We start from the raw sequence: 12,657 nt of genomic DNA on the forward strand, positions 1-12,657 counted from the left end.
GCTTCAACAGCGGGCTTACCGTTATCCCCGAACAATCACTTATCTCATTACGCCTCTCGTTCTAGCTATCAAATACATCCCAAGCACTCCCAAGCACAGATACGAAAGCGAACCTTATCATTACTTAGAATTTTCAATATAGAATATGATCAGTATTGTCATGGTTATAAGAAGACTTCACAATATAGACACCAATATACTATAGGGGGGTATGGTATAATTGGGGCGTATTTGATTAAACATCATGCTTAAGGGAGAGATCATCATGGAAATCGCAATCCTGCTTTACGATGGTATTACAGCCTTAGATGCAATTGGCCCATATGAAGTATTTGCTGCAACAATGAAATGTAACGTAAAATTTGTTGCCAAGCAAAAAGGATTCATCAAACTAGATTCAAAAATGGGTGGTTTGTACGCCGATTACAGTTTCTCTGAGGTAAATTCAGTCGATATTCTAGTTGTTCCTGGCTGCAGCCCTCCTAACTATAAAACACCAATTCATGACGAAGAAACATTAAATTGGATTCGTAAAATACATGAAACGACAAAATGGACAACTTCGGTATGTACGGGCTCGCTCATCTTGAGCGCGGCAGGCTTATTGAATGGAGTAAACGCGACAACGCATTGGAGCTCCTTCAACCAGCTTTGTTCTCTTGGAGCCGTTCCAACAGACGAAAGAGTTGTTCGCCATGACAAAATGGTGACCGCAGCGGGTGTTTCATCCGGTATTGATATGGCACTCCAATTAGTATCTTGGGAATTCGGAGATGATCTGGGTAAAGGAGTCCAGTTGATCTTGGAATACGATCCTCAGCCACCATTCGATGCTGGCTCAACGAAGAAAGCACCCGCCCCATTGGTTGAACAGATAGGCGGATTGCTTCAAGAGTTTTCAAAGCGGGAGCCCAATCTATAAGCCACAAAAGTATAGTCTCATTTTGTGGTATACACACTAATAGTAGCTAAATGTGGCTTAAGAAGGAGCGGATATCGTTCCTTCTATTTTCATTTACGGACTTCATTCCAATCCTCAATCGTGGTGGTTTTAATAATCGTATTCAGAGTGTAAACAATTTAGGCCCCTCGACTTCTTTATTTGGTTTACATAATTATATTTATGATGACTAAATTGAGCGTGGATGAACTCTCTTCTTTTGGAGCAAATTAACACAAGGCTATCTGTAACTGTTGTAAGGAGGTTCACATGAGCGTATCCAAGTCGTCCGTTAGCTTTTTACAAGTGTGCATGATCTTACTGTTATCGACCGGCATGTTAAATCATGTCATTATCATCCCGCTTCTGTTACAGCAATCTGGCAGAGACGGATGGTTAAGCATTGTAATGGTCATGGCCCTTAGCTTGCTCTGGATTCCAGTCATTTTGTGGACCATAAAAAAGAAAGGCAAGCAAACTATATATGAATGGTTAAATGTAAAAACAGGCCCTTATGTGGCATGGATAGTCATCCTAATCCTTGTTACGTATTTGCTGACAGTTGCTTTTATCACTTTAAAGGATACTGCAAGTTGGACAACCGTATCGTATTTACCCCGTACCCCGCTATTCGTTATCGTAGTGTCGCTGGCATTTTTGTCCGCAGCCTGTGCTCTTGCAGGTATTCGATCGATTGCCATTTGTTCAGGTATGCTGCTGCCAGTCGTTATCATTTTAGGTTACTTTGTAATGGGAGCCAATATGCAGTATAAAAACTATACGTTGATGTTTCCCGTCCTTGAGAATGGAACTCTTCCCGTCCTTCAAGGAATGATCTTTGGAGGCGCTGGCATGGTTGAACTCATTATGGTACTTTTTCTACAGCATCACATATCTACCAAGATTAACTTTTGGGGGCTGGCCATGTTAGCGATATTTCTAGGTGGGCTAACTATAGGCCCCTATATTGGGGCAATCGCTAACTTTGGCCGGGACACCGCAGTCAGCTTGCGTTTCCCTACATTTGAGCAATGGAGATTGGTTACCGTCGGCAAGTACATTAATCATGTAGACTTTTTCTCCATTTTCCAATGGTTGTCTGGAGCGTTTATTCGTATATCGTTGGCCATGTTCTTGATTTATGATCTCCTACCTTGTCGGAGTAAAGGAGTCAAGGCTGCCGTATGCATAATATCTGTGCTGCTCTTGATTAGTGTAATACAGATTAGTATGAGTGACATGATGTTTCTTACATGGCTGCATGACTACTATTATCCTGTAGTTACTATTGGAGTGCTTGTATGCTCTGGGATCTTTGCACTTATTGCTTGCTTTGCCAACACACCTAAAAGGACTATTTGACATGAATGAGAATCCAACAAATGTACCCAGTGACAGATTGCCGAATCAAGTAAACGAATTAACACCATTAACTATACAGGCCCTAAAGCAACACCTTTTAACATGCTCAGACATCCATTTCCACACGTGCAAGTACAAAACTATGCATGAGGAAATAGAGGTGGTGTTTGCGTGGTGTGAAGGAATGGCTGACTTGCAGCAATTTAATCAGTACATCATACCAAGGTTCAGAGATATTCTACAGTCGGTAAAAGAGGTATCTCATTTAGACGACCATTCAAGCCTGTCATTGATTCCATTAGCTTCATCCTCTGGGTTGTTACAAGCAGAAGCACGTTTATTCGATGGCCACCTTTTGGTGTGCTTCCCTGAGGATGAGTGTTACTATTCAATTGATATTGCCAAGCCGCCTAATCGGGCCCCAGAGGAATCAAGTACAGAAATCTCGATCAAAGGACCAAAGGATGGCTTTACAGAAAGCCTTACGACTAATATTGCACTAGTTCGCAAACGAATGAAGTCCGACAGCTTGAAGGTCGAAAGTCTTACGATAGGCAGACGCACACATACTGACGTTGCATTACTATACATTAAAGATATCGCAAATCCTGAATTAGTCGCCGATGTCAGACAACGGCTTAATCGTCTAGACATTGATGCACTGATTAGCAGCTCGCAGTTAGGTGATGCGATTGGCGATTCTCAGTATGCTCTGTTCCCTCTGCTTGACTACATTGGCAGGCCTGATCATGTCATTCAATCACTTGTCAGAGGACGCTTTATTATTATGGTAGATACGACCCCTATGGCGCTGATCGGTCCAGCTGACCTGATGTTAGTACTAAAATCACCTGAGGATGCGCACTTTCCGTATTACTTCGTTACGTTCCAACGCATGCTGCGACTGGTAGGGCTATTTGTATCTATATTTGTCCCAGGTTTCTGGATCGCGCTAATCGCCTTTAATGTAGAGCAGCTCCCCCTGCCCCTGCTCGCTACCGTCACCAATGCCAGATCAGGATTACCCTTCTCTGCATCCATGGAGCTAGTCTTAATGCTGGGACTATTTGAGATTTTTAGAGAAGCCGGTGTTAGACTGCCCAAAGCCGTTGGCCAGACTGTAGCTGTTGTCGGTGGTCTTATCGTAGGCGACGCTTCCATAAGGGCGGGGCTTGGCTCCCCGACAACCTTAGTTGTAGCTGCCGTCACTGCAGTTGCAACCTTTACTTTGGTGAATCAGTCATTAAGCGGAACGGTGAGCGTAATCAGACTTGGGGTTGTCGTCTTGTCCTCATTTCTTGGGATGTATGGATTCTTTATTGCTATGCTGGCTATATTGCTGTATTTATCAACACTGGAGTCCTTTGGCATTCCATACTTGGCTCCGTTATCTCCACCTTCCTTACACGATATTGCCAAGTCCCTGATTGAGCTGCCCTCTAAATGGAAAAATAGACGACCGGAATATATTTTTCCGCTAGATAAAACACGGGAAGGAGATAAGGGATAATGAATGCGCGTATACCGATTCGATTGCTGCGGGTTGGAAGTTTACTCTTGCTGCTGCTTAGTTTGAGCGGATGCTGGGATTATAAAAATGTGCAGGATAACAACTATGTCACAGCTATTGGTATTGATTTTCAAAATGATAAATACATTGTGTATACGCAATCCCTTGATTTCTCTAATGTAGCCAAGCAAGAAGGTGTTAAGCCTAAAGATAAAGTACCCGTGTGGCTAGGGCGCGGGGAAGGTGTAACGTTAGACGCAGCGATCAATAATATATATAATTCATCACAACTGCCTATTATTTGGGAGCATACGACTGCCATTGTGTTTCACGAACGCGTATTATCACAAAATATGAAAAGCATGATGGATACGATGCTCCGTTATCATGAAATCAGATATTCACCTTGGGTATTTGGTACGCATGTTTCACTTAAGGAGTTGTTTGCAGTCAATAACACTTTTAACTTGGCACCTATCAATTCCCTGCTCCATAATCCGATGGACATGTACGAGCAGCAAGCCTACATCAAGCCTATATCGCTGCGTGAAATGTTAATCGAACTTGTAGAACCTGGAGCAACCTTACTCCTGCCCTCATTGTCCACTAATAACAAACAGTGGTTCAAAGATGTTAAACCTAATGAACAGTATGAAATGGATGGTATATTTGTCATTGAAGACAACACGTATAAAGGATGGTATGCCAAACAGGACAGTCTGGGCTTAAGATGGACGAACTCCAGTGCAGCACGAACGGCATTGGCAATTGGTAGAAATAATAACAAACACGAGGTCTTATTAACGATGGAAACATCGAGATGGGACATTCATGTGCATACCTATGGAAACACGCTCTCCTATAACATCAAAGCTAACATTACCGGCAGTGTTGATGAAATGTTGGCGCCACTGTCAGAGTCTGAAATTCAGGAACTTGCAGAAGCTAAAGTGAAGGCGGAGATTAAGCACACGTTCAAGGTGGGATTGGATCATAATGCGGATTTATATGGTTTGCACCAGTATGTATATCGCCAACAGGTAATGTACTGGAAACGCAAGGATAACGGTAAAAACATTAAACTTTCACCTGATGATTTGGACAATATTCGGATCAATGTCAAGCTTGTTCACGCTGGGATGTCAAAATTAAAACAAAAATAGGTGTTGTTCTAGCTAATCGTCAGGGCTGATGCTTGTCCATCTAATACCATACATGAGTAGTCAGAAAATATAATAACACGTGCATCATTTCCCGCTGCTTATTTCCCAGGCAAGCGCAATAATCGCTAGAAATCAAGTGCATCAGACAGAATGCACGATCATTCTACGACAGCAGTCGCTTTACCAAAATACAGGAAGAACCAAGTCGTAACTTGGCTCTTCCGATGGTCTCTTCGTTGGAAATCAGATGTGTATTTCCCGAAAATGCTATTTAAGAGGCATGCGCTTGCCCAGCCACTTCATTTGATTTGATAACGTCGTGTACTACTTTTTCGCTTCACGAGCGATGTAAAACGTCACACGGTCGCCCTTTTTCACGGCTGTTCCTGCTGCTGGTTCTTGCTTAAACACTTTACCTGCTTCCTGACCTTCCGCATTTTCTTTGACAAAGCTGTATTTCATACCTGCCCCCAATGCCGCCTTCTCTGCTTCAGCTTGCGTCAAGCCGACCAAATTAGGTGCTGATCCACTTGGTGTCGTTGGTTGTGTCGTATTACTATTTGGATCTGTTGGTGCTGTCGGTTCCGCTGGTGCCGTTGGATCAGTCGTGGCTGGTGGTGTAGTCGTTCCAGGGTTGGTGCCTGGGTTAGTTGTCCCATTGGTTCCCCCCTCTGTTGGCTGATCAGTCCCCGCACCTGTACTCGGATTTGTTATACTTGGATCTGTTGTTTGCCCTTGATTTGGCTGCTGTACGCTGCCTTCCCCATTACCATTGCTGCTCGCATCAGTGTCTCCACTCTCTGACGAACCACCTTGATTGGTAGTGCCTGGATCTACTTGTCCTGTTGTGGAGTCTGATCCTGTAGATGATCCATTATCTGTAGAAGAACTATCCCCGTTAGCATTTTGATTCGGTTCAGTGGTTTCTTCTTTTGGTTGCTCAGTATCAATTGGCGTTGTTCCCGCTGTTTCAGATTGGGCAGCTGTATCGTTAGATTTGCTTAAAGAATTAGCCCAAATAATTGCCCCACCAAGCAAACTGACAAATAGTATACAGCCTGCAATAATGAGTGGTGTTTTTAATTTCCGCTTAGGAGCCTGCTGCACACGTTTATCAGGCTGTGCCCGTTCTCGAACGAGTGTTCTTGGTCGTTCTTCCTCTTTTACCGCCTTATAGGTTGTCTCCGGCGTCGGAGGCTCATTGTACACCGTCGCGTCTGCTGCATAAGTATCAGTCGTGGCCGACGACAATGACTCGTAAGCAGGTGGCTGCGGTGTTTGCACCTCATACTGGGCATAACTATCTGTGATTGGCAAATTGGGCTGATTCAAAATTTCGGTAATCGTCGTCATATAACCAAGCACGGACTCATCGTCTTGGTATACCCGTCTAGCCAATGTCAATACCGATTGGCGTTGAGCAGGCAGTTCGTGCTTTAGAGCCGACTGCATTCTGCTTACATAGATGTCGTATTGGCGTGGTGCCAACGCATGAAGCGTACACAATTGGTAAAGTAGTTGAGATAAGCCTGACGTGCCTGTTCGACTGCTTCTTGCTTCGTTCCAGTAATTCATGACGAGTAATTCATTTTGATCTGTAATCCAAAGGTTATCAAAGCTCACAGAGAAAGCCGACGTTCCTAGTCGACCACCCTCCTGAAGCCGTTGACCTGCTAGGAAAACAATCTGGAGTGCTGTCTGCAAAGGCACTGCATGCTTCTCTGCATATTGATACAAAGGCATCCCTTTGTACGCATTAAATACCATAAAAGTATTAGAACCATCTGTACCTGCATTTAACAACTGGAAGAAGGAGCCGCTTGTTGACTGAGCCCATTCAGCTGTAAGCTCTCTAAAGGAATCCTCGGTTGTCGTTGTGCTTAACAATAAAAATATTTCTCTCTGCAGGGATGTATCCTGAGCACGGTACCACGTTCCGTCATCTGATTGCATTATCGTTTGTACTAATTCATATCTGCCATCGATCATTTGATTATTCATGTTTGTCCTCTACTTTCTTGCTTCATTATTTCTAGGAGCAATATACTATGTATGTATATTATTAACCATACGTAAACAAAACTCAAAAGTTGCCCTAAGCTCCTATTTATTAATAATACTCCCGTTTACTAAGGTTTCAATGCTATTCTGTCATTTCCTATATATTGCTACAATTGGGATGTTAGATTTCTTGTCGGACACAAGCTTCGTCTTATTTTATTATCGAATAGCTTTTGTGCTACACTGTAGGTACTCCTATAAGCAAACGTTGGAAGGACGTGTTTCATAATGCAATATCGTGTGTTGGGCAAAACAGGAATGAAAGTATCGGTAATCGGTATGGGGACATGGCAATATGGCGGTGAATGGGGTCATGATTATACACAAACCGAAGTGGATCGTATTTTGAATCAGGCGAAAGAGGTTGGCATTAACTTCATAGACACAGCCGAATGTTATGGTGATCATTTGTCAGAGTCATTAATTGGTGGTTACTTGACGCAACATAATCGTGAGGATTGGATTGTGGCAACTAAGTTCGGTCATCAGTTCCACTCGCACATGAATCGAACAGACAAGTTTGGCGCTAGTGATGTTCTGCAACAATTGGATAGATCATTAACAGCATTAAATACAGAATACATAGATTTATATCAATTCCATTCCGGGAATGATGAGGCTTTTAACGATGATGAACTGTGGACCATGCTTGATAAGCAAGTCCAGGCAGGTAAAATAAGACATATTGGATTATCACTAAACAAGAGCAACAGTATGCATCAGACTGTAAACGCAGCAGAGATTGGAGCAAGCGTCATTCAGGTCGTCTATAATCGGCTGGATCGCCGTCCAGAGCAAGATGTATTTCCTGCCTGCGAAGCAAACCAGTTGGGTGTTCTGGCACGTGTCCCGCTTGCGAGTGGATTTTTGACAGGAAAGTATAAAGCAGGTATGAAATTCGGTGAAAATGATGTCCGTGCGCGCCATAACGGAGTAGAGCTGGATGAAACGTTAAAGCAGGTTGAACTGATTCAACGTAATGAAGTGCCGCATGATGTCGACATAGCACAGTGGGCTTTGGCATGGTGTTTACGCCACCCTGCCGTAACAAGTGTTATTCCTGGCTGCAAAGATGAGACCCAAGTTATTCGTAATGCGCAAGCTGTCGAACTATTGGAATCAACTCATCCCTTGGTGTGGAGTGCAGACTAAGCTCGTATGCCCTTCTTAATGGATGCAATGTCATCGTAATGAGCGAATAAAGAGCAGACTAATTTAAGTTAGTTTGCTCTCTTCTCTCTGTGTGAATATTATATGACCTGCATTATGTAGGTTTACATAATTATATTTATGTTTTTCAAAAGTGCCAGGATAGTAGGGATAAGGATAGCTTTAGTAAATACCCTCTGCATTACATGCAAAAGGTTATTTACTACTCTTATTGGCTGCTGGAGGTTTCCAATCACACGGTTGATCTTGACATGCGCCTGCGGGAACGATGATACGACGAGAAGCAATATAATCATACAGTTTCTCGCCTAAGCCGATCCAGCGGCTAATAACTAGCACGGGCCAAAATATCCATAAGATCGGAATCGCTTTAGAAATAACGATAACAGCATCAATCCCACGATGTAAGCGGTTCGATTCAACCTCTCTAACGTGCATCCTCTGCTCCAACTCAAGTAATGGAATATGTTTCACACTGGATTGGTTAACTGCGATTTCATCTCGAATCGATTGAAACTGGAGCACATGAAAGGAATCGATTGCGATTAACCGCTTACGAATGCCTGTGCATAGTGGACACCAACTGTCATACCATACTTCCAAGTGCTTGCGTTTGCGGGCGTCGAACATCATATTCCCCCCTCTTTACTACAATTGTTTCCTTTATCGTACATCATATTCTATTTTGAAGGATTTAGGAAGTATGCACCCCATCAACAGCATGATGACCTCTTATCTTAAAATAGAAGGACAAACAAAAACCCCCGTATATGGTCGGAGGTTCAACAGCAACAGATATCCAATTCTTCAAACGGTGTGTTCAAATGATGAGCAAATTTCCATTTCAACATGTTACTTTTTTCACAATCTTACGTATAAAAAATAGATTCTTTATGCGTAATACGCTGCTAGCATCTCGCGTGTTTCATTTTGTTTCGTATCTACGTCCACTTGATGATAGTTTGTCCAGCATTGCTTGCACTCTTCCTCTGTTGTGCATAAATGTTTGTCATCACAGTTGTAACATAATTGTAGGAAGTACTGAGTGACCTTGTTTGTATCTTCAAATGTTTTAAATGTTCTCATTGTAATCACTCCTCTTATTTGATGTCTTTACTATATCACAAATTTACGGCATATAATGTGATTAATTTCACATAATAAAAAAATAAATAGAAGAAGCCACTTCTCATCTCTTGATGAGCAGCAGCTTCTTCTCATTAGCTCGATTACAATGTTAATCCCATTAGTCTAAGCGCATTCAATATTTTCAAATGAGCCAACGATCTTCCATCCGTGGAATACGTGGATAGATCCCCGAATGCGTGTCGTAAATTATTTATACTTTGTAGCTGTTCATCCGTGTTAATATACTGAAATGTTATAAGTCTTTCCCTCAGTTTCTCAACAGGATCAACATATTGTGTATTCATTTCCTCAATTAATGCATGCTGCTCTTCCCATGACAAATGCTCAAAGTATTGAGCATTTCCGTGCTTACTGACATATTCTTGTTTAAAATTTTTCAGCAAGGTCAAATATTGTTGCTCCCACTCTTTAAATTTTGGCATTTCTTTCTGAATGTTAGCTTGGAATTCCGTTTTATCTTGCTCCTCCGTTAGTTGTGCTGCGGCTTCATCCAGCTTCTTGTTAATTTTGACGATTAAATTATCCACCTTTAAGCCGGATGACTTAGCTAGATTCGCGAGCATTAGCGCATCGGTATATGAGCGCTTGTCATAGGTAATCTCAGCTGCTGCCTTGTATTGTTGCGGGTTATATGCAATCAATAATGCCAAGGATTTATCGATATCATAAAGCGCCGCGAATCGCTCTCTGAAATCATCCCCATTAAATAATGTTTTGACCATCCAATACATACGTTTATCTAACTTATATAAGGTGTTGGCAACAGACTCTGCCTCTTCTTTCATTTGAATCGAGCCTGTATATGCTGACAAGTCATTTAAATGAACAGCTAATTTCCCTAAAATTTTAGGATCGTTAAAGCTTCCTTTCTGTCTGTACATATCCTTCAAAGCTTTAATCCAGTTGTTAACGGCTGTATCATGAGACTTACTGACATTGCGGAGTTCAGCTTCCGCTTTTGTCAAAGCGGCTTTTTTATTGTTTATATTTTTTTGTTGAGCAGCACTTGCTGCACCAAAATAATAAATACTCACTGGCCGGCCATACATATCATGGCCTGTCCCCGCTTTTATATAGTAGTGATATCCACCAGTATAGTAGTTATTCGTTATTTTTGATCGATCAGGATTTTGTACGATAATGTTACCCTCGGATAATAATTCGGCATAAACATGACTGCTTTGAGCCTCTGTCGTTCCCCACAACTGAACTTTATTTGGACTAACTATAGACCCTCGAACAAAATAAAGATTTTGATTTTTAGCCTGTTCGAATGCATCAAACGCTTTTGAGTACTTTGCATACGCACGATCATACGGTGCCCGTACTTTATTATACGCGTTATCGTAAACCACTTCATTTGGCAGTTCATATGGAATTAGATTATCGTTAAAATCATTTTTGAAGGAAATAGAGGTTTCGAACAGAGTTGTAGCTAGACTCAAAGGGACGCTCACTTGTCCTTCAATCGCTTCACTCGGTGTGTTAATCGTCTTTTCAGTGTTGTCCATTTTTACCGTTTTGGACCCAACTGATAGTTGATACACATGATTGTCATCCTTGAAGGTGATGACTTTGCCAGCCTTATCATATGAAAAGCTCAAATCAAATAGTTTAGCAAAGCTCTGAGCCGTCATATACCATACTTTATTCGTCTCAGACCATTTTAACACTCCATCCATGTAACCTCGCTTCCCATTCCATTCCGCTACACGATACTCATAGATGGACAGTGTTCCTTTTGAGTTTGTGCTGACTGCTGCACTTGCTTGTCCTGTAGCACCAATACTTGATATCAGGATCGATATTGCCAGCATCAAAGTCCATAACCGTGATTTTTTCAAATTTACCCCTCCGTTAATATGTATGTACAACTAGGAATTGTTTCCTATCAATTTTACCATGTTTACAATTTGAGAGGAGTTAATGATTGGAAGACAAGCAAAAAAAGCCTCTCCAAGAGGAGAGACTTCAACAAATTAACACAATTAAATATACAGGTTGTTATATAATTAAGAACAAGACAGCAAACAATGCTGACGTAATTACACCCATTAGCCCCATTGCCAACCCACTAAACGTTCCTTGCTTTTCAGAATCAGCCAAGCATTTAGCTGTTCCAAAGCCATGAGCGGCTGTCCCAAGAGCAATTCCTAACGATACCTCATCTCGTATACCTAACTTCCGCAGAAAGGCTGTACCTACAAGTGCCCCAACAATGCCCGTAAATACCGTAAAGACAGCAGCCAACTCAGGAACAGCGCCAAGTGACTTGGCAATTTCAACTGCAATTGGAGAACTGACCGATTTGGGCAGCATACTCATTGCTATATCTTTGCCTCCGCTAAAAGAGAACATAATGGCAGATACGCTTGCTACCCCGACTATAGAGCCGCACGTTATCGACAACATGACCGCACGAAATTGTTCTTTAATGTGCTGACGGTGTTTATAAATCGGTACACCTAGAGCAATTGTAGCCGGTCCAAGCAGCAATGACAATAGATCTGCCCCTTCTTTGTATTGCTGAAGCGGCAAACCGCTAATTAACAAAAACGATATGAGAACACCGGCGCTTACAATCATCGGATGCATCCATTGGATACGCTGCTGTAGTGCGCGTGCTGCGACGTATACTACAACCGTAATCGTTAAGCCAAACCAAATTTTTTGGAACAAGTCTGCTGCATTCATGCTGCTTCCCCCTTACCAAGCTTGTTGGTTACAGGCTCATTATGATCTGTTGATTGCAGCTTCTTGGCAACGAGGCCTGTCACGTACAGTACCGCCAAAGTGCTGCCGCCGATGCCCACAAATATGCTGAACCAATGGGCTTGAAGCACGGGGAAAAATGCAATAATACCTACTACATAAGGAATAAAAAATAAGAGCATATGTTTTAGAAGGTATTGAGCTGATCGTTCAACCCACTCTAATCGGATGACCTTTAAGCTAAGCGCTGCCAGAAATAATACGAGCCCAAGCACATTCCCTGGCAACGGAATATGCAACGTATTGTGCAGCCATACACCTGCCAAATTAAATCCGACCAAAATTGCGAACCCTAATAGCCCTTCCATGTATAATCACCTTCTGCAAGTTATTATCTAAGCTGTATTTCAACATCATTCAATTGAGAAGTAAGTTATCAGCCATCAGCTAGCGTAAAAAGTTGCGCTAATCGCTATGTCAACCCTGTCTTCATTACTTATTGTAGCACCATCTGTCCCCCGCTCCTACTAGCGAGAAGCGTCGTAATCATGAGATGGAAGCGGTTTTTTCCATGCTAAAGGCCCGGAACC

Annotated in this window: 11 protein-coding genes; 5 read left to right on the forward strand and 6 right to left on the reverse strand. The window is 42.3% G+C overall.

What is annotated here, in order from left to right; all coding sequences use genetic code 11:
• Positions 1-265: 265 nt before the first annotated feature.
• The 4 genes from H509_RS0119060 (at position 266) to H509_RS0119075 (ending at position 4,975) form a co-directional block, all read left to right on the forward strand.
• The gene (locus H509_RS0119060) at positions 266-922 is read left to right on the forward strand and encodes a DJ-1/PfpI family protein (protein WP_028546486.1); all 657 of its coding nucleotides are present in this window, start codon (positions 266-268) and stop codon (positions 920-922) included.
• A gap of 288 nt (positions 923-1,210) precedes the next feature.
• A complete protein-coding gene (locus H509_RS0119065) occupies positions 1,211-2,302 on the forward strand; it encodes a GerAB/ArcD/ProY family transporter (protein WP_028546487.1) in 1,092 nt (363 codons plus the stop codon).
• A 1-nt stretch (position 2,303) separates the two neighbouring features.
• Positions 2,304-3,812, forward strand: coding sequence for a spore germination protein (locus H509_RS0119070; RefSeq protein ID WP_028546488.1), 1,509 nt, complete (start codon positions 2,304-2,306; stop codon positions 3,810-3,812).
• Positions 3,812-4,975 (forward strand): Ger(x)C family spore germination protein, encoded by a 1,164-nt coding sequence (locus H509_RS0119075; RefSeq protein WP_028546489.1) that lies wholly within the window; start codon positions 3,812-3,814, stop codon positions 4,973-4,975. Before H509_RS0119070 ends, H509_RS0119075 begins: the two co-directional genes overlap by 1 nt.
• A gap of 324 nt (positions 4,976-5,299) precedes the next feature.
• On the opposite strand, the gene H509_RS0119080 is transcribed toward H509_RS0119075, so the two are convergent.
• A complete protein-coding gene (locus tag H509_RS0119080; RefSeq protein WP_028546490.1) occupies positions 5,300-6,976 on the reverse strand; it encodes a PASTA domain-containing protein in 1,677 nt (558 codons plus the stop codon).
• Positions 6,977-7,264: 288 nt separating this feature from the next.
• On the opposite strand from H509_RS0119080, the gene H509_RS0119085 reads away from it, so the two are divergent.
• On the forward strand, positions 7,265-8,188 hold the full coding sequence (locus H509_RS0119085; protein WP_028546491.1) for an aldo/keto reductase: 924 nt from the start codon (positions 7,265-7,267) through the stop codon (positions 8,186-8,188).
• Positions 8,189-8,401: 213 nt separating this feature from the next.
• Here H509_RS0119085 and H509_RS25965 read toward each other — a convergent pair whose 3' ends face one another.
• From H509_RS25965 to H509_RS0119110, 5 genes are all read right to left on the reverse strand, one after another.
• A complete protein-coding gene (locus H509_RS25965; protein ID WP_051287404.1) occupies positions 8,402-8,836 on the reverse strand; it encodes a thiol-disulfide oxidoreductase DCC family protein in 435 nt (144 codons plus the stop codon).
• Positions 8,837-9,097: 261 nt separating this feature from the next.
• On the reverse strand, positions 9,098-9,292 hold the full coding sequence (locus tag H509_RS0119095; RefSeq protein ID WP_028546492.1) for a hypothetical protein: 195 nt from the start codon (positions 9,290-9,292) through the stop codon (positions 9,098-9,100).
• Between the two features lie 143 nt (positions 9,293-9,435).
• Positions 9,436-11,199 carry a stalk domain-containing protein gene (locus H509_RS0119100; protein WP_028546493.1) on the reverse strand — a complete coding sequence of 588 codons (1,764 nt, stop codon included), beginning with the start codon at positions 11,197-11,199 and terminating at the stop codon, positions 9,436-9,438.
• Between the two features lie 160 nt (positions 11,200-11,359).
• Positions 11,360-12,049 (reverse strand): LrgB family protein, encoded by a 690-nt coding sequence (locus tag H509_RS0119105; RefSeq protein ID WP_028546494.1) that lies wholly within the window; start codon positions 12,047-12,049, stop codon positions 11,360-11,362.
• Positions 12,046-12,435: a CidA/LrgA family protein gene (locus H509_RS0119110; protein ID WP_028546495.1), complete on the reverse strand. Its 390-nt coding sequence runs from the start codon at positions 12,433-12,435 to the stop codon at positions 12,046-12,048. Before H509_RS0119110 ends, H509_RS0119105 begins: the two co-directional genes overlap by 4 nt.
• Between the last annotated feature and the right edge of the window lie 222 nt (positions 12,436-12,657).

The sequence above is a fragment of the Paenibacillus taiwanensis DSM 18679 genome, assembly GCF_000425125.1.
GTDB lineage: Bacteria > Bacillota > Bacilli > Paenibacillales > Paenibacillaceae > Paenibacillus_B > Paenibacillus_B taiwanensis.